Annotated in this window: 17 protein-coding genes and 2 tRNA genes; 7 read left to right on the plus strand and 12 right to left on the minus strand. The window is 69.9% G+C overall.

Going from position 1 to position 18,590, the window contains the following annotated elements:
• Nucleotides 1-7: 7 nt before the first annotated feature.
• Nucleotides 8-676 (minus strand): DUF4097 family beta strand repeat-containing protein, encoded by a 669-nt coding sequence (locus ACZ7EG_RS06095; protein ID WP_471072995.1) that lies wholly within the window; start codon nt 674-676, stop codon nt 8-10.
• Between the two features lie 232 nt (nt 677-908).
• Here ACZ7EG_RS06095 and ACZ7EG_RS06100 point away from each other — a divergent pair, with 232 nt between their 5' ends.
• From ACZ7EG_RS06100 to ACZ7EG_RS06110, 3 genes are all read left to right on the plus strand, one after another.
• Nucleotides 909-1,658 (plus strand): GbsR/MarR family transcriptional regulator, encoded by a 750-nt coding sequence (locus ACZ7EG_RS06100; RefSeq protein WP_471072998.1) that lies wholly within the window; start codon nt 909-911, stop codon nt 1,656-1,658.
• Nucleotides 1,659-1,752: 94 nt separating this feature from the next.
• A complete protein-coding gene (gene hisN, locus ACZ7EG_RS06105) occupies nt 1,753-2,553 on the plus strand; it encodes a histidinol-phosphatase (protein ID WP_471073001.1) in 801 nt (266 codons plus the stop codon).
• Nucleotides 2,554-2,680: 127 nt separating this feature from the next.
• The gene (locus ACZ7EG_RS06110; RefSeq protein WP_471073003.1) at nt 2,681-3,073 is read left to right on the plus strand and encodes a CBS domain-containing protein; all 393 of its coding nucleotides are present in this window, start codon (nt 2,681-2,683) and stop codon (nt 3,071-3,073) included.
• A gap of 70 nt (nt 3,074-3,143) precedes the next feature.
• On the opposite strand, the gene ACZ7EG_RS06115 is transcribed toward ACZ7EG_RS06110, so the two are convergent.
• Nucleotides 3,144-4,595 carry a catalase gene (locus tag ACZ7EG_RS06115; RefSeq protein WP_471073006.1) on the minus strand — a complete coding sequence of 484 codons (1,452 nt, stop codon included), beginning with the start codon at nt 4,593-4,595 and terminating at the stop codon, nt 3,144-3,146.
• A 145-nt stretch (nt 4,596-4,740) separates the two neighbouring features.
• Between ACZ7EG_RS06115 and ACZ7EG_RS06120 the strand changes: the two genes are divergently transcribed.
• On the plus strand, nt 4,741-5,157 hold the full coding sequence (locus ACZ7EG_RS06120) for a Fur family transcriptional regulator (RefSeq protein WP_062928973.1): 417 nt from the start codon (nt 4,741-4,743) through the stop codon (nt 5,155-5,157).
• Between the two features lie 195 nt (nt 5,158-5,352).
• On the opposite strand, the gene ACZ7EG_RS06125 is transcribed toward ACZ7EG_RS06120, so the two are convergent.
• The 4 genes from ACZ7EG_RS06125 to ACZ7EG_RS06140 all read right to left on the minus strand — a co-directional run bounded on the left by ACZ7EG_RS06125 (nt 5,353) and on the right by ACZ7EG_RS06140 (nt 10,653).
• Nucleotides 5,353-5,426: transfer RNA gene (locus ACZ7EG_RS06125), tRNA-Met, on the minus strand.
• 86 nt (nt 5,427-5,512) lie between these two features.
• Nucleotides 5,513-7,336, minus strand: a complete 1,824-nt coding sequence (locus ACZ7EG_RS06130) for a tetratricopeptide repeat protein (protein ID WP_471073010.1) — start codon at nt 7,334-7,336, stop codon at nt 5,513-5,515.
• Between the two features lie 234 nt (nt 7,337-7,570).
• Nucleotides 7,571-7,644 (minus strand) — tRNA-Met (locus tag ACZ7EG_RS06135).
• A 57-nt stretch (nt 7,645-7,701) separates the two neighbouring features.
• The gene (locus tag ACZ7EG_RS06140; RefSeq protein ID WP_471074823.1) at nt 7,702-10,653 is read right to left on the minus strand and encodes a UPF0182 family membrane protein; all 2,952 of its coding nucleotides are present in this window, start codon (nt 10,651-10,653) and stop codon (nt 7,702-7,704) included.
• A gap of 163 nt (nt 10,654-10,816) precedes the next feature.
• Between ACZ7EG_RS06140 and ACZ7EG_RS06145 the strand changes: the two genes are divergently transcribed.
• Complete coding sequence (locus tag ACZ7EG_RS06145) at nt 10,817-11,359, plus strand: PPA1309 family protein (RefSeq protein ID WP_471073013.1); 543 nt, start codon at nt 10,817-10,819, stop codon at nt 11,357-11,359.
• A gap of 81 nt (nt 11,360-11,440) precedes the next feature.
• Here the strand turns inward: ACZ7EG_RS06145 and ACZ7EG_RS06150 are convergent, their stop codons facing one another.
• The 4 genes from ACZ7EG_RS06150 to ACZ7EG_RS06165 all read right to left on the minus strand — a co-directional run bounded on the left by ACZ7EG_RS06150 (nt 11,441) and on the right by ACZ7EG_RS06165 (nt 14,797).
• A complete protein-coding gene (locus tag ACZ7EG_RS06150; protein WP_471073015.1) occupies nt 11,441-12,532 on the minus strand; it encodes a YlbL family protein in 1,092 nt (363 codons plus the stop codon).
• A gap of 102 nt (nt 12,533-12,634) precedes the next feature.
• Entirely contained in the window at nt 12,635-12,766 is a 132-nt protein-coding gene (locus ACZ7EG_RS06155) for a hypothetical protein (protein ID WP_471074917.1), read from the minus strand.
• Between the two features lie 327 nt (nt 12,767-13,093).
• Nucleotides 13,094-13,552: a molybdenum cofactor biosynthesis protein MoaE gene (locus ACZ7EG_RS06160; RefSeq protein WP_471073018.1), complete on the minus strand. Its 459-nt coding sequence runs from the start codon at nt 13,550-13,552 to the stop codon at nt 13,094-13,096.
• Between the two features lie 120 nt (nt 13,553-13,672).
• Entirely contained in the window at nt 13,673-14,797 is a 1,125-nt protein-coding gene (locus tag ACZ7EG_RS06165; RefSeq protein WP_344458682.1) for an SDR family oxidoreductase, read from the minus strand.
• A gap of 192 nt (nt 14,798-14,989) precedes the next feature.
• Between ACZ7EG_RS06165 and ACZ7EG_RS06170 the strand changes: the two genes are divergently transcribed.
• Entirely contained in the window at nt 14,990-16,447 is a 1,458-nt protein-coding gene (locus tag ACZ7EG_RS06170; protein ID WP_471073022.1) for a zinc-dependent metalloprotease, read from the plus strand.
• Nucleotides 16,444-16,971, plus strand: coding sequence for an NUDIX hydrolase (locus ACZ7EG_RS06175; protein WP_471073025.1), 528 nt, complete (start codon nt 16,444-16,446; stop codon nt 16,969-16,971). Before ACZ7EG_RS06170 ends, ACZ7EG_RS06175 begins: the two co-directional genes overlap by 4 nt.
• A gap of 166 nt (nt 16,972-17,137) precedes the next feature.
• Here ACZ7EG_RS06175 and ACZ7EG_RS06180 read toward each other — a convergent pair whose 3' ends face one another.
• Both ACZ7EG_RS06180 and ACZ7EG_RS06185 read right to left on the minus strand, forming a co-directional pair.
• Complete coding sequence (locus ACZ7EG_RS06180) at nt 17,138-17,893, minus strand: AIM24 family protein (protein WP_471073028.1); 756 nt, start codon at nt 17,891-17,893, stop codon at nt 17,138-17,140.
• A 16-nt stretch (nt 17,894-17,909) separates the two neighbouring features.
• Nucleotides 17,910-18,590 carry an AIM24 family protein gene (locus ACZ7EG_RS06185; protein ID WP_031112077.1) on the minus strand — a complete coding sequence of 227 codons (681 nt, stop codon included), beginning with the start codon at nt 18,588-18,590 and terminating at the stop codon, nt 17,910-17,912.

The raw sequence follows: 18,590 nt of genomic DNA on the forward strand, positions 1-18,590 counted from the left end.
CGGGCGGTCAGAGGCTGCGGGCGGTGATGTCGCCGTGGGCGGTGGTCGCGTGGATGGTCAGGCCGGCGGCGCCGTCGGTGTTCTTGAGGGTGTTGTGGATGCGGCCGTAGCCGGTTCCGGCGTCCAGGCCGGCGGAGACGCCGTGGGCGGCGCCGACCGAGATGTCGCCCTGCTCGGTGCGCAGCGCGACGGTGCCGCCCACGGCCTCGGCGATGCGGAGGTCGCCCTGCTGGGTGCTGATCTGCGCGGGGCCGCCCAGGCGGCCGACCTCGATGTCACCGGCGAGGAGGGTGAGGCGGGCGCTGTGCGTCTCGTCGAGCTTGACCGAGCCCTGCGCGGCCTCGAAGACGACGTCGCCGAGCCGTCCGACGCCACGCAGTTCAGCGGCTGCGGCCTTCGCCTCGACCTGGGAGCCGGCGGGCAGCTGCACGGTGATCTCGACGGATCCGAAGTGGCCGAGGATGCGGTTCTTGGCCGCGGGTGCTGTGACGCGCAGGACGCCGTCGTCGTAGGTGGTCTCGATCCGCTCGGCCGCCTGCACGTCGCGGCTCTTGGACGCGTCCGCGGGCAGGACCTCGACGGTGGTGTCGGCTCGGTCGGCGGCGATGAAGCGGATGCGCCCGGCGGGGACGTCGAGGACGGCCGAGACGGTGGCGGGGGTGTCGAACGTCTGCATCGTGCTCTCCTTGGATTCGTGCGGTGCGTTGTTTCCAACGATGGAAAAGCTACGTTGCCTTCACGAAACTGACAACGACTTCGTTGCACGTAATGCTCATAACTGCAGCTCATAGCCAGGAAATCATTGCAACGAGCTTGGAGACGAACGCAACAGAACCACTCACTCCGTTGCATTAGAGTGCTGGTGAAAGCTATGGTGCGGACATCACGCACCCACGAAGGAGGCCACGATGCCGGGAGGCAGACTCACCCAGCAGGAGCGCCAGCAGATCGCGCTGGGGCTGGCCGACGGCCTCGCCTACGCGGAGATCGCCCGGCGCCTCGACCGCCCGACCTCGACGGTCACCCGCGAGGTCATGCGCAACGGCGGCCCCACGGCCTACCGCGCCGACCTGGCCCACCGCGCCACGGAACGGCGCACGCGCCGCAGGCAGGCCGCACCCCGGAACCCGATGTCACCCCCGCAGCCCGACGGGCGGGACCCCGAGGCCGTGCGCGAGTACGAGGAGACGTTCACCACCGTCCTCATGGGGTCGGGCATGCCCAAGATGATGTCCCGGGTGATGGCGTGCCTCTGCATGACCGATTCGGGCAGCCTCACCGCGTCCGAACTCGCCCAGCGGCTCCAGGTCAGCCCGGCGTCCGTCTCCAAGGCGATCGCGTTCCTCGACAGCCAGGGCCTGGTCCGCCGTGAGGCGGGCGAAGGCCGCCGCGAGCGCTACGTCGTCGACGACGACGTGTGGTACCAGTCGATGATGGCCAGCGCCCGGTCCATCGCCCAGGTCGTCGACATCGCCCGGCAGGGCGTCGGCGTCCTCGGCCCCGGCACCCTGGCCGCCACCCGCCTCGAGAATGTCGCCCGCTTCCTCGACTTCGTCTCCGAGAGCACCGCCCGGGCCGCGGAGCAGGCACGCGACATCCTCCACGCCAAGCCCGGGCCGGCTCCGGGCGGCGCCGAAGAGCCGAGTCCGGATCACTGACCCCGCACCTCGCGCCCGGCCTCGTCCAAACCCCTCCCCCACCGTCACAAACCCCCGGTAGCCCCACCCCCACCTCGGCAGATAGGTTCGTTGCATGCCCGACTACCTCGACGACCTGCGTCTCGCCCACGTCCTCGCCGACGCCGCCGACGCCGCGACGATGGACCGCTTCAAGGCCCTCGACCTCAAGGTCGAGACCAAACCGGACATGACCCCGGTGAGCGAGGCGGACAAGGCCGCAGAGGAGCTCATTCGCGGCCAGCTCCAGCGCGCCCGCCCCAGAGACGCGATCCTCGGCGAGGAGTACGGCGTCGAGGGCACCGGCCCCCGCCGCTGGGTGATCGATCCGATCGACGGCACCAAGAACTACGTGCGCGGCGTGCCCGTGTGGGCCACTCTCATCTCGCTGATGGAGGCCGGCGAGGGCGGCTTCCAGCCCGTCGTCGGTGTCGTCTCGGCTCCCGCCCTCGGCCGCCGCTGGTGGGCCGCGAAGGGTCACGGCGCGTTCTCCGGCCGCAGCCTCACCAAGGCCTCCCGGCTGCAGGTCTCCCGCGTCTCCAAGCTCTCCGACGCGTCGTTCGCGTACTCCTCACTGAGCGGCTGGGAGGAGCAGGGCCGCCTGGACGGCTTCCTCGACCTCACCCGCGAGGTGTGGCGCACGCGCGCGTACGGCGACTTCTGGCCGTACATGATGGTGGCCGAAGGCGCCGTCGACATGTGCGCCGAGCCGGAGCTGTCCCTCTGGGACATGGCCGCCACAGCCATCGTCGTCACGGAGGCCGGCGGCACCTTCACCGGCCTCGACGCCCGCCCGGGCCCCCACAGCGGCAACGCGGCCGCGTCGAACGGCCTGCTGCACGACGAGCTGCTGGGATATCTCAACCAGCGCTACTGAGCCCCCCGTTGTTACCGAGCGCCCCCTTGTTGACCCTCCCTTTACCTGCCACCCTGAGAGCCCCCACTTGTGAATTTGTGAAATTCTGAACGAACGGTGGGGAGACTCCCAGGAGGTGGCTCCATCCATGCTCGTCCGTGACGCCATGAGCACTGTCGTCCTCACGATCGGCCCGACCCACACCCTGCGCCAGGCCGCATCGCTGATGTCCGCGCGCAAGGTGGGGGCGGCGGTGGTCCACGACCCCGACGCCGGCGGCATCGGCATCCTCACCGAACGCGACATCCTCAACTCCGTGGGCCTGGGCCAGGACCCGGACGCGGAACGCACCCACGCCCACACCACCAACGACGTCGTGTTCGCCGCTCCGGCCTGGACCCTGGAGGAGGCGGCGGGCGCCATGGCACACGGTGGCTTCCGGCACCTCATCGTGCTGGACGGCGGCGAACCCGTCGGCATCGTGTCGGTCCGCGACATCATCCGCTGCTGGGCACCGGCACGACAGCAGGTTCCGGCGTAACCACGCGGACGGGCCGGGCCCCGAAGAGGGCCCGGCCCGTCCGCCACCGCAAGCGGTCCAGCGCTGGAGTTCAGCCGCGCAGGGCCTGGACCGCGACCTCCAGCCGCTTGCCGTAGTCTCCGTCGGCCCGACGGAAGTTGTCGATCGCCCGCTCGACGATGTCGTCGCGCGAGACCTTGGCGATGAAGCCCGCCAGGTTGGCGATCAGGCGCTCCTTCTCGTCCTCGCCCATCAGCCGGTACAGGTTGCCCGCCTGCACGAAGTCGTCGTCCTCGGCATGCACCGGAGCCGGGTGGTTGCCCGTTGCGCCGCCCACGGCGGTGGCGGACCACAGCGGACGATCGGTCTGGAAGGGGCCGCCGAAGCTGTTCGGCTCGTAGTTCTTGGTACCCGCGTGACGGCCGTCGTAGAGGTATCCGTCACGGGAGTTGGTGCGCGCCACGGTGACGTGCGGCCGGTTCACCGGCAGGTGGTCGGCGTTGATGCCGACCCGGTAGCGGTGGGCGTCGCCGTAGGCGAAGAGCCGGCCCTGGAGCATCTTGTCCGGGGACGGGCCGATGCCCGGCACGAAGTGGGCAGGGCTGAAGATCGACTGCTCGACCTCGGCGAAGACGTTCTCCGGGTTGCGGTTGAGCTCCAGCCTGCCGATCTCGATCACCGGGTAGTCGGCGTGCGGCCAGACCTTGGTCAGATCGAACGGGTTGAAGCGGTACGTCGCCGCCTCGGCCACCGGCATGATCTGCACGCCGACGGTCCACGTCGGGTACTCGCCGCGCTCGATGGCCTGACGCAGGTCGCGCTGGTGGGAGTCGGGGTCCTCACCGGCGAGCCGGGCGGCCGCCTCGGCGCTCAGATTCTTGATGCCCTGGTCGGTCTTGAAGTGATACTTCACCCAGAAGGCCTCGCCGGCCTCGTTGCTCCACTGGAACGTGTGCGAGCCGAAGCCGTCCATGTGGCGGTACGAGGCGGGGATGCCACGGTCGCCGAACAGCCAGGTCACCTGGTGCGTGGACTCGGGCGACAGACTCCAGAAGTCCCAGACGTTGTCCGCCTCCGTCGAGCCCGTGTACGGGTCGCGCTTCTGGGTGTGGATGAAGTCCGGGAACTTGATCGCGTCCTTGATGAAGAACACCGGGGTGTTGTTGCCGACGAGGTCGTAGTTGCCCTCCTCGGTGTAGAACTTCAGCGCGAAGCCGCGCGGGTCCCGGACGGCGTCCGCCGCGCCCAGATTGCCGGCCACCGTCGAGAAGCGCAGGAACACCTCGGTCTGCTTGCCGATCTCGGAGAGGAACGCGGCACGCGTGTACGGGGTGACGTCGGCGGACACCGTGAAGGTGCCGTACGCCCCCGCGCCGCGGGCGTGCACCACGCGCTCCGGGATGCGCTCACGGTTGAAGTGCGCCAGCTTCTCCAGCAGGAGCTGGTCCTGGACCAGAACCGGGCCGCCGACGCCCGCGGTCTCGCTGTTCTGGTTGTCGGCGACCGGAGCCCCGGCCTCCGTCGTAAGCGGTCCCTGCGTCACGTGCGCCTCCTGCACCATTTTCGACCAGCCCTGTCGGCCGGCCAAAGCCGTTCTCGATCCCACAATAGACAATGTCTAAAGCAAGTAAGGATCTAAACTCACACCTGTTCGGGACCTGGTCTCTTTTGCTGTTAGGCTGGTAGCCATGAGTGACCTTCTGGAACGGCTGCGCGGACGCGGATGGCGGATGACCGCGCAGCGGCGTGTCGTGGCTGAGGTCCTCGACGGCGAACACGTCCATCTGACGGCCGACGAGGTCCATGCGCGGGCCGTCGCCAAGCTCCCCGAGATCTCCAGGGCGACCGTCTACAACACGCTGGGCGAACTGGTGACCCTCGGCGAGGTGCTCGAGGTCTCCACGGACCAGCGTGCCAAGCGGTACGACCCGAACGCCCACCAGCCGCACCACCACCTGGTCTGCGCCCAGTGCGGCGCGATCCGCGACGTCCACCCCACCGGCAACCCGCTGGCGGACCTCCCCGACACCGAACGCTTCGGCTTCACGGTCTCGGACGTCGAGGTGACGTACCGCGGCGTCTGTCCAAACTGCGCTGCCGCCTAGCCCTCCCGCACGGAACACGAAAGCCCCGGCACTCATGGGTGCCGGGGCTCACTGCTGCCGTTGTCGCACGATGCCGAGAACGATGAGACCGGAAACCGGAAACACCGAGGGCCGGAAACGCCGGGGATCAGAAACACCGGAGATCAGAAACACCGAGGGCCGGAACCCTTTCGGATTCCGGCCCTCGGCCTTCAGTAGCGGGGACAGGATTTGAACCTGCGACCTCTGGGTTATGAGCCCAGCGAGCTACCGAGCTGCTCCACCCCGCGTCGTTGAATGCAACGTTACGTCACCGCGGAGGACGGATGCAAATCCATTGCCCGGGCCGTACCCACCCGGCCCGGGCGGGGCCGTGTCACGCGGACAGTTCCTGCCGCAGCGCGTCCCTCAGCCGCTCCGCCCTCTCCGCGACGGACGCAGGCCCCAGCGACACGGCCCGGTCAGCCCAGCGCTGCCCTTCCGCCAGCTCACCCCGACGCGCGTAGACCAGGGCCAGCCGCAACGCCGCCCGCCCGTGCCCGGCGTCGGCGGCCCGGGTCCACCAGACCGCCGCCTCGGGCTCGCTCCCCTCCCGGGCCAGCAGCAGCCCGAGGTTGAACGCGCCGTTGCGGGACCCGGCCTCGGCCGCCTCCCGGTACCACCGAGCCGCCTCGACGACATCGCCCCGGGCCGCCGCCAGCATGCCGACCCGCACCTGCGCCCGCCGATGCCCCTGGGACGCCGCCCGCTCGTACCACTCCTCGCACTCGCTGCGCCGGTGCACCGGCTCCCCGAGCTCGTGCGCGGGCTCCGGCGGCCGCCGCGCGTCGAGCACGGTCGCCAGCCGGTACGCGGCCTCGGAGCTCCCGCCCCCGGCCGCACACCGCAGGTGCCGCTCGGCCTCCTGCTCGTCACCTTCCCGCAGCCTCGCCATGCCGACCTGGAGCGCCGCCTCGGTGTGGCCGGCGGCTGCGGCACGCTCGTACCAGCGCAACGCGGCCTGCTCCTCGCCCCGCCCGGCGTGCAGGATGCCGAGGTTGAAGGCGGCGTCGACGCTCCCGGCCTCGGCGGCCTTGGAGAACCACGGCTCCGCGCCCGTCTCGTCGCCGCCCCGCAGCAGCAGGATCGCCAGCGCGTTCGCCGCCTCCCGGTGCCCGGCGTAGGCCGCGCGCCGGTACCACTGCTCGGCCTGCGGGGTGCGCCCCTGCTCGGCGCAGAGCAGACCGAGGTTGTACGCGCCGTTCACGTCACCCGCGTCCATCGCCGCCCGGTACCACCGCTCGGCGGTCTGGGTCTCGCCCCGCTCGGCGTGCAGCGCCCCCAGCGCGTTCGCCGCGTTGCCGTCGCCGTCCTGGGCAGCCCGCAGCCACCACACGGCGGCGTTCTCGGTGTCGCCCGCGTCGCGCAGCAGGAAGCCGAGCGCACAGGCGGCACGCGCCTCCCCGTCCTTGGCGGAGGTCAGGTACCAGCGGCCGGCCTCCTTGAGCTCGCCACGCCTCTCCAGGATCGTCCCGAGCTGCAGCGCGGCCCGCCGGTGGCCACGCGCGGCCGCCTGCCGGTACCACTGCTCGGCCTCCTCGGGCGCCTGGACGCCGTCGTCGCCGTCGGCTTCCCGCGCCGCCTGCCGGTCCAGCGCCCGCGCCAGCCGGTACGCCGCCTCCCGGTGCCCGCGTTCGGCCGCGACCCGCATCCACTGCACGGCCCCGGCGTCACCGCGGTGCTCCAGCAGATCGGCGAGCGCGTACGCACCCAGCGTGTGGCCCTGTTCGGCGGACTGGCGCAGCCAGTACTCGGCGGCGGGCTCGTCGCCGCGCTCGCGGTGGTGCCGCCCGAGGGCGTGCGCGGCCGCCGTGGATCCGGCGACCGCCGCGATCCGCCACCATCCGGCGGCCTCGTCCGCGTACCCCCGCTGATGCAGGAGGACTCCCAGGTTGTTGGCGGCCGCCCGGTCGCCCGCGGCGGTGGCGGCACGCAGATGAGGCTCGGCACCGTCGAGATCGCCACGGCGCAGCAGCATGGCCCCGAGAACACTCATCGCCTCGACGTCGCCGGCCTCGGCGGCCAGCCGCTGACGCAGCTCCTCGGCCGCCTCGTCGGCGATCTCCCCGGTCTCGTCCGGGGTCTCGGTGTCCTCCCGGCTGGGAGGCTGCACAAAGCGCCCTGTCTCGAACAGAGTTCCCTTGTCCCCCATAACGTCCATCGTCGCACCACCTGCAACCTGGGTACACCTGGTATACCGCAGCCAGTGAGGTCACTTCAGCGTTTTGTCGACATGCCCACAGAGAGACAAGTCAAACACAGATTGCCCAACTCCCCCCGGCGGCGCGGCCACAACCTGCGCCAGCACATGCGTTCACACATCACGAAGGCCCGGATTCCTTTGTGGAATCCGGGCCTTCGGTGCCGCTCCGTCACTCGGACATCGCGACTTCAGTAGCGGGGACAGGATTTGAACCTGCGACCTCTGGGTTATGAGCCCAGCGAGCTACCGAGCTGCTCCACCCCGCGCCGTTGTGTTCACAACCGTATCACGGCGCGGGATGGGCATTTGACCAGGCCAGGGCGCTAGCTGCTCGGCTTCGGACTCGGACTGCCGCTCGGGTTGCCGCTCGGCTTGCCGCTGGGCTTGCTCTCGCCGCCCCCGGAACCGCCTGTCCGGCTCGCCTCGGACTGTGCGTCCTCGGCCCGCTGCAGGGCGTCCTCAAGGTCCTTCTGCGCCTTGCCGTACGCCTCCCAGTCGTTCTCCTTCAGGGCCTCCTGACCCTCGTCGAACGCCTTCTGAGCGTCTTCCAGGGCCTGTTGGACCGTCGGGTTGTCGGACGTCGGCGGTGGTTGCGTCGTATCGCCCTCGTCCGGTGGCTCGGTGGTCGGGCCGTCGGCTCCGAAGACCTTGTTGAGGGCCTCGTCGAGGGTGTTCTCGAAGGCGGTCTGGCCTCCGTAGGTGACCAGCACCTTGCGCAGCAGCGGGTACTTCAGTCCACCACCGCGTACGTAGACCGGCTCCACGTACAGCAGTCCTCCGTCGAGCGGCACCGTCAGCAGGTTGCCGTACTCGACCTCGGAGTCGCCGCCTCTCAGGAGCCTGATGGACTCGGCGATGTCCTCTTGGGAGTTGAACTGGCTCTGGACCTGTTTGGGTCCGTTGACCGTGGTGTTGGTCGGCAGTTTCAGGATTCTGATCTTGCCGTAGTCACCGGTGCCCGCCTCGGCGTCGACCGCCATGAACGCGCTGAGGTTGTCCCGGCCGTTGGGCGTGAAGGTCGTCGTCAGCGAGAACGCCTGCGCCTTCTGGTCGGGCATCTTCATGCTCAGGTAGTACGGCGGCACCGCGCTGCCCGACCGGTTCGTCGGGTCGTCCGGCACCTGCCACACCTCGCTGCCGCTGAGGAACGTCGTCGCGTCCTTCACGTGGTAGCGGGTGAGCAGCTCCCGCTGGACCTTGAACAGGTCCTGGGGATAGCGCAGATGGTCCATGAGCGACTTGGAGATCTCGCTCTTGGGTTCCACCGTGTCCGGGAAGGCCTTCATCCAGGTCTTCAGGACGGGGTCCTTGGTGTCCCACTGGAAGAGCTTGACCTGGCCGGTGTACGCGTCGACGGTCGCCTTCACCGAGTTGCGGATGTAGTTGACCTGGTTCTGCTGGGCCACCACCGCGCGGTTGTCGTTGGTGGCGGTCAGCGAGTCGGCCGTGGTGTCGCCGAGGGTCGTACGCGAGGAGTACGGGTAGCCGTTCGTCGTCGTGTACGCGTCGACGATCCACTGGATCCGGCCGTCCACGACCGCCGGATAGGCGTCGCCGTCGATGGTCAGCCAGGGGGCGACGGCCTCGACGCGCTCCTTGGGCGTGCGGTTGTACAGGATCCGCGAACCGTCCCCGATCGCGCCGGAGTACAGGATCTGCGGCTCGCCGAACGCCACCGCGTACGCGGCCCGGTTGACCGAGTTGGAGAGGTTGACCCCGCTGTCGCCCTTGTAGCTGGTGGTCTTCTCGCCGTTGTCGTCGGAGTAGTCGATCTCCTTCTGGGGACCGCCGACGATCGAGTACGTGTCGGTCTTCTCGCCGTAGTAGATCCGCTGCTCGTACGTACCGAGGTCACCCTCGGAGGGCAGGTCGGACTCGGTGAAGTTCGGACGGCCCTGGGCGTCGGCGCTGGTGCCCTCGGCAGCGACCACTCCGAACCCGTGGGTGTACCGGAAGTGGTTGTTGATCCAGTTCTTCTTCGGGATGCCCGCGAGGTTCAGCTCACGCAGGCCGATGACCGTGTCCTGGTCCTTGCCGTCCTTGGCGTAGCGGTCGACGTCCAGGTTGGTCGGGAACGCGTAGTAGTTCCTGATCTGCTGGAGCTGCTGGAACGTCGGCGAGACGATGTTCGGATCCATGATCCGGATGCTCGCCGTGGACGGGACGTCGTCGCGCAGGGTGGTCTTGTCCTCGGTCTTGCTCGTGCCCGAGTAGTCGGTGACCTTGGTGCCGTCGATGCCGTACGCCTTGCGCGTGGCCTCGAGGTTCTTCTCGACGTACGGCGCTTCCTTGGCCTGCTCGTTCGGCTGGACCTGGAACTTCTGCACGATCGCCGGGTACAGGCCGCCGATGAGGATCGCGGAGAGCACCATCAGGCCGAAGCCGATCACGGGCAGCTGCCACGTGCGCCGCCAGATCGTGGCGAAGAACAGCAGGGCGCAGATGACGGCGATGCAGAACAGGATCGTCTTGGCCGGCAGGTAGGCGTTGGCGTCGACGTACCTCAGGCCCGTCCAGTTGTCGGTCGCCCGGAAGTCGCTGGACTTCACGGCGAGTCCGTACCGGTCGAGCCAGTACGCGACCGCCTTGAGGGCCACGAAGATGCCGATGAGCACCGACAGGTGCCCGGTGGCCGCGGCCGTGGCGCGGGCGCCGGGGCTGGTGACGCGCAGCCCGCCGTACAGGTAGTGCGTGAGCGCGGCGGCGATCACTGACAGGATCGCCGCGGCGAAGCCGAAGCCGAGCAGGAACCGGTACCAGGGCAGGTCGAAGGCGTAGAAGGAGACGTCCAGCTTGAACTGCGGGTCCTTCTGGCCGAAGGGCACGCCGTTGACCCACATCAGCCACGTCCGCCACTGGCCGGAGGCGGAGGCGCCGGCGATCAGGCCCACCAGGGCGGTGATCCCGAACAGCAGCCACTTCTTGTACGGCGCGATGCCCATCCGGTAGCGGTCGAGGTTCTGCTGCTCCATCGACATGGCGCTCAGCGGCGGCCGCAGCCGGTGCGCCAGCCAGATGTTGAAGCCGACGGCGAGGGCCATGAGCAGGCCGAAGACGAAGAAGAGCCCGATCTTGGTCCACAGCGTGGTGGTGAAGACCGAGGAGTAGTTCACCGAGCGGTACCAGAGCCAGTCCGTCCAAAAGCCCGCGAACATGGTGAACGCCATGCCGAGAACGGCCAGGACGCCCAACGTCATGAGCAGGGTCCGGACACGCCGGGACGGGCGGCCCACTCTGATCCGCGGCCCCGAAGGGCCTCCGCCGCGGTCCGGCATCTGGAAAGCCAAGGTGCGCACCTCGAAGTTCGCTGTTGATTCGTCAGGCCCGCGTCTTCACGGACCGTACGTGGCCCCCGTGATCGCGGGCCCCCACCTATGCAACTTACTCACCGTTTACTCGGTTCCCGATTCCGGCCGGGAACGAGGCAGGATTGTGACCATGTCCAACACTCCCATGGCTGCGAACCCGCTCACCCGGGCCGTTCTCGAGATCGACGAGTACGTCTCCGGCCTCGGCTGGGACCAGCCAGCCCGCCTTTTCGCCCTCGTCGACACCGCACGGCTGCGGGCCGAACAGCCCTCGCTCGCGGACCGGCTCGGTCTGGGGGACGAGTCGGAGAACTCCGGCCTCACCCCGATCGAGCAGGACGAAGTGCCAACGGGCAAGCCGCTCGACGAGTTCCTCGCCACCATCGCCTGGCCCGACGCGGTGGCCGGCTGCGCCCTCGCCGTGGAGCGCCTGATGCTGCCGCCGTCCGCGGAGGCGCAGGTTCCGCAGGGTCTGAGCGAGGCCGCCCTCACGAAGTGGGTGGCGGACCACCCGGACCGCCAGGAGGTCCGCATGACGGTCGCGGTCCTGCGCGACGGCACGCGTGAGTCGGCCCTGCGGCTGCGCGAGAAGGACTCCCCCACCGAGGTCCTGACCGGTTCCGACCTGGTCCCGGGGCTGGCGGAGGCGCTGGCGGCGACGTTCGAGGAGTAGCGACCGCCGAGGACCACGGACCGCGGGGCCCGGCTTTTCCGGGCCCTTGGTCCTCCGGCCGCTTACGCGCCGCGCTTCGGCCTACTTACCGCACTTCGGCAGATCCGCGGTGTCGCCGCCGCGGATGTCCTTCAGGGCTCCCAGGGCGTCCCTGATGGTGCCCACCTTGATCAGGGTGAGACCGTCGGGGGTGTTCTTGGCGGCGGCAACGCAGTTGTCGGCGGGCGTGAGGAAATACTTCGCGCCCTTGGCCCGCGCGCCCACGGTCTTCATCTCGATGCCGCCGATCGGCCCGACCTTGCCGGCATCGTCGATCGTGCCGGTGCCGGCCACGAACGTGCCCCCGGTCAGGCTGCCCGGGGTGAGCTTGTCGTAGATGCCGAGCGCGAACATCAGCCCGGCGCTCGGCCCGCCGACGTCCGCGAGCTTGATGTCGATGGTGAACGGGAACGTGTGGTCGGTCCCGGCGGAGATCCCCACGATGGCACGCTTCTCACCGGTGTCGTCGGACGTCGTGGTGGTCATGGTGATGTCCTGCGTCCTGGTCGGCGTCCGCTTCTCCTTCTCCGCGGCGGCCTGCTCCTTGGCCGGCACGATCGTGAAGCGGACCTGCTCGCCCGGCTTGTGCTTGGTGACCAGCTTCGCGACGTCGTCCGGCTCCTTCACCGCCGTACCGTCGACGGCCTTGATCACATCCCCCGCGTGCAGCTTGCCCTGGGCGGGAGACCCCTTGACGACCGTGGAGACGATCACCCAGGACCTCACCGGAACGTCCAGCTGCTTCAGGGCGGCGACCTTGGCGCTCTCCTGGGACTGGCTGAACTCCTCGGCGTTCTCCTGGGTGGACTGCTCCTCGGTCTTGCCGTCCGGGTAGAGCGTCTCGTGCGGCACGACCTTGTTGTCGTGCGCGAGCCAGCCGTAGACGGCTTCGACCAGGTTCATCCGGTAGTCGGCGCTCGTGACCCGGACCGTCGTCATGTTCAGATGGCCACTGGTCGCGTAGGTCTTCCTGCCCGCGATCTGCAGCACCGGCTCGCCGTCGTGATCGCCCAGCGTGTTCACCGTCGGCCCCGGGGACATCTCCGAATAAGGCACGGGGATGAACACTCCCGCGCACAGGAGCGCGATCAGCATCAGGGTGGAGGCGAGCATCGTCGCGGTGCGGCGTGGCATGAGTCGACAGTACGGGACGGTCCTGTCAGCGCACCGTCAGGGCCGCCCGTCCGGGGCGGCCCTGCCCTCCACAACGCTTGTGACCTGCTGCTTCCTCGGCCGTCAGGCCCCAGGGCGGGGCTTCTCCATGGCCTCGCGGAAGCGGGCGTAGCCGGTGAGCTCCGGGCCGTCGTTACGGACCTTGCGGGTCCTGTGGGCCCAACTGCCCCAGAGCCCCGCGCCGATGGCAGCCACAAGCGGAATCAGCAACCAGGCGAGCGCCGCCATGCCGACCTCCAACCCCGATGAGCATCCGCAACTGACTGATCAGCAGATTAACGATCCGCAGTGACAACGCTCACGCCAGGGGTGCGGTTACGCAACCGGAAACCGACTGCCGGGATCAGCAGGCACTCACCCGTCGCCGGAGGGCGCGCTCGACGCGGCGGGCGGACCACCACCCCCCAACGACAGCGCTACACGCCGACCCGCCCTCCCGACACCCGACCACCACCCCCCAACGACAGCGCTACGCGCCGACCCGCCCTCCCGTCACCCGACCACCACCCCCCAACGACAGCGCTACGCGCCGACCCATTCATTTGTGCCGTCGGAGAATTTCTGGTGTTTCCAGATGGGCACTTCGTGCTTGAGGTCGTCGATCAGCTTCCGGCAGGCCTCGAAGGCCTCTCCGCGATGCGGGCAGGAGACGGCGACGACCACGGCGAGGTCCCCGACCCGCAGGTCCCCCACACGGTGTACAGCCGCCAGGGCCCGCACCGGGAAATCGGCGGCGACCTTCTCCGCGATGCGCCGCATCTCGGCCTCGGCGCTGGGGTGGCAGGAATACCCCAGCTCGTCGACATCGGCGCCCCCGTCGTGGTTCCGCACGGTTCCCACGAAGAGCGCGGTACCTCCGGCCGCGTCGTCCCCGACGGCCCGGAACACCTCGTCCAGGGAGAGAGCCGAGTCCCGGATCCCGATCAGCTTGATCGGGTCCTGCGCGGCCTGCTCACCGGGGTGATCATTCGTGGTTGCCATGCCTCCATCGTGCCGCACGCGACCGACGGCACGGAATAGAGCTATCGACCGGCACGCGCGCGTACGCGTTGGAGCCTCCTCCAGGGGCGGCCTTCAGCGGCGCTCCCGCACAGGCGTCCCTCAGATCCGCCGCCGCGCCTTCCGCGCCCGCCGCACCACCGCCGCCGCACCCAGCAGCGCCACCGTCGCACCAGCCGCACCCGCGGCCGTCGCGTCCTTGCGGCCCAGCCGCCGCCCGGCGACCGTGTGCCGGCCGGAGACCTCCTCCAGGAGTTCCGCCAGCACCTCCTCGTTGGTGTACTGCGGCCGCCACCCGGCGTCGTGCAGCCGGCTGCCGCTCACCACCCAGGGGTACATCGTGTACGCCAGGTCCCCGGCCGGGGAGGGTGTGAGCCCGATGCGGTGCAGTCGCGCCGCCGCACCCAGCGCGACCGCCGACGGCAGCTCCATCCGCCGGATCCCGCTGAGCTCCTCGACCTCCTCCTGCTCCAGCCAGCCGTCACAGCCGACGGTCAGTTCCCCGTCGACCTTCTCCAGAACGGCGTACTCCAGCGCGCTGCACAGGTCCTCGACGTGGCAGAACTGCCACGCGGGCCGCGACCCGGCGACGACGAGGAGCCGGGGCGACTCGAAGTACCTGGTCAGTGCGGTGTCCGTGCCTCCGCCCACCAGCACGGCGGGCCGCACCACGGTGACGTTGAGCCCCGGGTGGGCCCGGGGCGCGCGCCTCGCCAGCCGTTCGATCTCCAGCAGGTCGCCGACGCCGGTCGCCTCGGCCGTGGCGCGCAGCTCGGCGTCCTCCGACAGCGGCAGCTCATTGTCGGGCAGCGCCCCGTAGACCATCGCCGAGGTGCACAGCACGACCCGGTGCACTCCGGCAGCCGCGGCGGCCGTCAGGACGGTCTGCGTCCCCCGTACGTTGTAGGCCGTTCGGGCGGCTGCGTCCGTCTCCAGATCGAGATCCAGCGCCAGGTGCACCACCACGTCGGCCCCGCGCAGCTTGTCCGCGATGGCCGGATCCCGCACGTCCAGGATGTGCCACTGGGCCGCCGCGCACTCGCCGCGCCGTTCGTCGATGGCGACGACCTGCTTGACCTCGTCGGATGCGGCCAGCTGCTCCGTGAGCAGGGCTCCGACGCCGTACGCGGCGCCGGTGACCGCGACGACGGGTCCGCGCGCGGCGGGACTCGCGGAACTGGTTGACTGGTTTCGCGCTGCGCGAACCTGCGGATCTGGGGAACTCACCGGGCGTCTCCAGCGGTTGTCTTCAGTACGAGCGCGTCCGACGCGTGCGTACCAGGTGGCATCCATCCTGCCGCAGGCCGTCAGTCGGCGAAGCACCGAGGCCCGATCCGCCCCGGATGTCTACGCTGGGTGGTGTTGTCGGGCAGCCGTGCCGCCGGAAAGAACCGGCGGCCCTACCAGCCGAGGAATCCCGTGAGTGACACCCCATTCGGATTCGGCCTTCCGCCGGAGGAGCCGGACGACGGCGACGAGGGCAAGAAGAAGGACCAGGAGAGCGGTGGTGGTCAGGGACCGGCCAACCCGTTCGGTTTCGGCGGCCTGCCCGGAGCCGGTGGCTTCGGCTCAGGCCCCGGTGGCCCTGGCCCCGGTGCGGACAATCCGTTCGCAGCCATGTTCGGGTCGCTGAACCCCACCGACCTGGGCGCCGCGTTCCAGCAGCTGGGCCAGATGCTCTCCTACGAGGGCGGCCCGGTGAACTGGGACATGGCCAAGCAGATCGCCCGCCAGACGGTCTCCCAGGGCAGTCCTGACGGCACCAAGGACGCCAGCGTCGGCCCCGCCGACCGCAAGTCCGTCGAGGAAGCCGTCCGTCTTGCCGACCTGTGGCTCGACGATGCCACGTCCCTGCCCTCCGGCGCCGCCTCCGCGGTGGCCTGGAGCCGCGCGGAGTGGGTCGAGGCCACCCTGCCCGCCTGGAAGGAGCTGGTCGACCCGGTCGCCGAGCGCGTCGGCACCGCCATGGGGGACGTCCTGCCGGAGGAGATGCAGGCCATGGCCGGCCCGCTGATCGGCATGATGCGCTCGATGGGCGGGGCCATGTTCGGCACGCAGATCGGGCAGGCCGTCGGCGTGCTCGCCGGCGAGGTCGTCGGCTCGTCCGACATCGGCCTGCCGCTCGGCCCGGCCGGCAAGGCCGCGCTGCTGCCGGTGAACATCGAGACCTTCGGCAAGGACCTGAGCGTCCCCCAGGAGGAGGTGCGGCTGTATCTCGCCCTGCGCGAGGCCGCCCACCAGCGCCTCTTCGCGCACGTGCCCTGGCTGCGCTCGCATCTGTTCGGCGCGGTCGACGGCTACGCCCGCGGGATCAAGGTCGACACGGCCAAGCTGGAGGACGTGGTCGGCCAGTTCGACCCGCAGAACCCGGAGCAGCTGCAGGAAGCCCTCCAGCAGGGCATGTTCCAGCCGGAGGACACGCCCGAGCAGAAGGCCGCCCTGGCCCGTCTGGAGACGGCTCTGGCACTCGTGGAGGGCTGGGTGGACGCGGTGGTGCACGCCGCCGCCAAGCCCCGTCTGGCGTCCGCCGACGCGCTGCGCGAGACACTGCGCCGCCGTCGCGCGTCGGGCGGTCCGGCCGAGCAGACGTTCGCCACGCTGATCGGCCTGGAGCTGCGCCCGCGTCGTCTGCGGGACGCCTCCCGTCTGTGGGCCTCGCTCACGGACGCGCGCGGTGTCGACGGCCGGGACGCCGTGTGGCACCACCCGGACATGCTGCCGACGGCGACCGACCTGGACGACCCGGACGGCTTCGTGCACCGCGAGCAGATCGACTTCTCCGAGCTGGACAAGATGCTCGGCGAGGCGGCGGACAAGCCCGACCTCAGGAAGAAGGACGACGGCGAGGACGAGAACAGGGGCGACGACGCCGGGTGAGCCTGTATGACGACGCGGTCCTCGTGCTGAAGGGGTACGAGGACCAGGCGGAGCTGCGCCAGGCCTATCTGGACCACCTGGCGGAGCACCCGGACGGTCTGTGGAAGGCCTGCCACGCGGGCCACATCACGGCGAGTGCCCTGGTGATCGACCCCGAGGGCGGCCGGGTGCTGCTGACCCTGCACAAGAAGCTGCGGATGTGGCTTCAGATGGGCGGCCACTGCGAGCCGGGCGACGCGTCTCTGGCGGACGCGGCCCTGCGTGAGGCGGCGGAGGAGTCCGGCGTCCCGGGCCTCTCCCTGCTGCCCGGCGGACCGGTGCGCCTGGACCGGCATCCGATCCCGCCGCCGTGCCACTGCCACTTCGACGTCCAGTACGCGGTCGTGGCCCCGCCGGACGCCGCGCACGCGATCAGCGACGAGTCGCTCGACGTGCGCTGGTTCGGCTACGACGAGGTGCCGGACGTGGCGGACGAGTCGGTCGTGCAGCTGCTGGCGGCGACTCGCGCGAGGCTCTCGGCGTGAACCTGGGTGAGGGGCGGCCGCACCGGCGGCCGCCCCTCACGTTCGATCACGGCAGGGGGCTGCGTCCCGAGGGGACGTGGGGAACTGCGCGAACGAGCACAGACGGCTCGCGGCCTGGGCGAGGCCGCACACCGCCCGAACCGAGTCGGCCGAACCCGCGGAGCGATCAGCTCCAGACGTTGCCCTGGTTCTGCCCGCGCGCCCCCTGCTGGCCCATGCCGTACTGCGCGGCGAGGCCCGAGCCGATCTGGGCGCCCTGCGGCGGCAGCAGCTCGCTGGGCTGGACGAGCGCGTAGCCGGTGCCCATGAAGCTCAGCTCCCAGCCCTCTCCGGTGCTGCCCCGGCGCCGCCACACCCCGGAGGAGTGCGTCTGGGCCTGCATCTGCACCCGCAGGCTCGTCGACCAGGCGACGATCGCGTCGGCGTCGCAGTTGACGTACTTGTCGGGCGTCACTTGGAGCAGCAGCGGCATTCCCGAGGTCATCAGGGCGACCTTGCCCCGGCCCGTGATGTTGAGCTGGTACTTCCCCGAGCCGGAGATGCCGTACAGGCTGTCCACGGCGATGACCTCGTGGTGCAGGGAGGAGTCCATCGCCAGCACGTAGCTGCTGTCGACGGTGAGGCCGTCCTGGTCCACCTCCATGACGTGCACGTGCTGCTTGAGGTTGGCGAGGTAGACCGTGCCCTGCCCGTGGCAGCGCATCAGGTCGAGGCCCTCACCGGTCTGCGCACGCGCGCGTGACTGCTGGTTGCTCTGGAACTCGGCGTCGAACTCGACGAGGCCCTGGTAGGCGACCATGGTGCCCTTGCGGGCCAGGACGTCGTCGTGGCCGTCCAGGTGGACGCGCAGCATCTGCTTGTTCTGCAGGCTCCAGCGTTCCTGGGTCTGCTGGTCGTTGTAGGCGAAAATCGGGCTCTGCATGACGTGTGGCTCCCCCTCAGCCCCGGACCCGGAGTCGGTCGGTGCTGTCCTCGCTGGGCTGGACGACGACGATGCCCTGACCGGAGAAGGCCATCTGGTAGGCCTCGCCGCTGCCGCGGCCGATCAGCGACTGGGCCCGGAAGCTGCGCTTGCCCTTCACCTTGAGGTTCGGGGACCAGGCGACGAGCGCGTCGGGGTCGACGTAGGTCTCGTCCTCGCCGCCTCCGCAGTCGACGACGATGGGCTTGCCCCGGGAGGTCAGCGCGACCCAGCCCTGTCCGGAGATCTTGGTGTTCCACAGGCCCTGCCCGGCGAACTTCGCCAGGCCCTTGACCCGCTCCACGCCCCACGTGAGGTGGGCGTCGAAGGCGAGCAGGTTGGTGGCGTTGACGGAGATGCCGTCGCCGTTGAGGTTGATCACGACGACGTTCGCCCCGTAGTCGGCGAGGTAGAGCAGGCCGTCGCCGGAGCACTTCATCAGGGGCGCGCCCTCACCGGTCATCCAGTCCTTGGCGATCTGACGCACGGCCGGCGGGTTCGGCTCGTACTGCACGAACCCTTCGTAGGCGACCATCGACCCCACGCGCGCGAGGAGGTCGTTCCCGGTCTGCATGGCGACCTTCAGCATGTGGTTGCCGTGGTTCTCCATGCGCGCGGTGACGGGTGCGGGGGCGTGGCCCGCGAGCTGCTGTGTCAT

This window comes from Streptomyces sp. NPDC037100 (genome assembly GCF_055606225.1).

Excerpts from the sequence above, each read along its gene's own strand:
- ACZ7EG_RS06095 (WP_471072995.1), bottom strand. The coding sequence starts at position 676 with ATGCAGACGTTCGACACCCCCGCCACCGTCTCGGCCGTCCTCGACGTC.
- ACZ7EG_RS06100 (WP_471072998.1), top strand. The coding sequence starts at position 909 with ATGCCGGGAGGCAGACTCACCCAGCAGGAGCGCCAGCAGATCGCGCTG.
- hisN (WP_471073001.1), top strand. The coding sequence starts at position 1,753 with ATGCCCGACTACCTCGACGACCTGCGTCTCGCCCACGTCCTCGCCGAC.
- ACZ7EG_RS06110 (WP_471073003.1), top strand. The coding sequence starts at position 2,681 with ATGCTCGTCCGTGACGCCATGAGCACTGTCGTCCTCACGATCGGCCCG.
- ACZ7EG_RS06120 (WP_062928973.1), top strand. The coding sequence starts at position 4,741 with ATGAGTGACCTTCTGGAACGGCTGCGCGGACGCGGATGGCGGATGACC.
- ACZ7EG_RS06130 (WP_471073010.1), bottom strand. The coding sequence starts at position 7,336 with ATGGACGTTATGGGGGACAAGGGAACTCTGTTCGAGACAGGGCGCTTT.
- ACZ7EG_RS06140 (WP_471074823.1), bottom strand. The coding sequence starts at position 10,653 with ATGCCGGACCGCGGCGGAGGCCCTTCGGGGCCGCGGATCAGAGTGGGC.
- ACZ7EG_RS06145 (WP_471073013.1), top strand. The coding sequence starts at position 10,817 with ATGTCCAACACTCCCATGGCTGCGAACCCGCTCACCCGGGCCGTTCTC.
- ACZ7EG_RS06150 (WP_471073015.1), bottom strand. The coding sequence starts at position 12,532 with ATGCCACGCCGCACCGCGACGATGCTCGCCTCCACCCTGATGCTGATC.
- ACZ7EG_RS06160 (WP_471073018.1), bottom strand. The coding sequence starts at position 13,552 with ATGGCAACCACGAATGATCACCCCGGTGAGCAGGCCGCGCAGGACCCG.
- ACZ7EG_RS06180 (WP_471073028.1), bottom strand. The coding sequence starts at position 17,893 with ATGCAGAGCCCGATTTTCGCCTACAACGACCAGCAGACCCAGGAACGC.
- ACZ7EG_RS06185 (WP_031112077.1), bottom strand. The coding sequence starts at position 18,590 with ATGACACAGCAGCTCGCGGGCCACGCCCCCGCACCCGTCACCGCGCGC.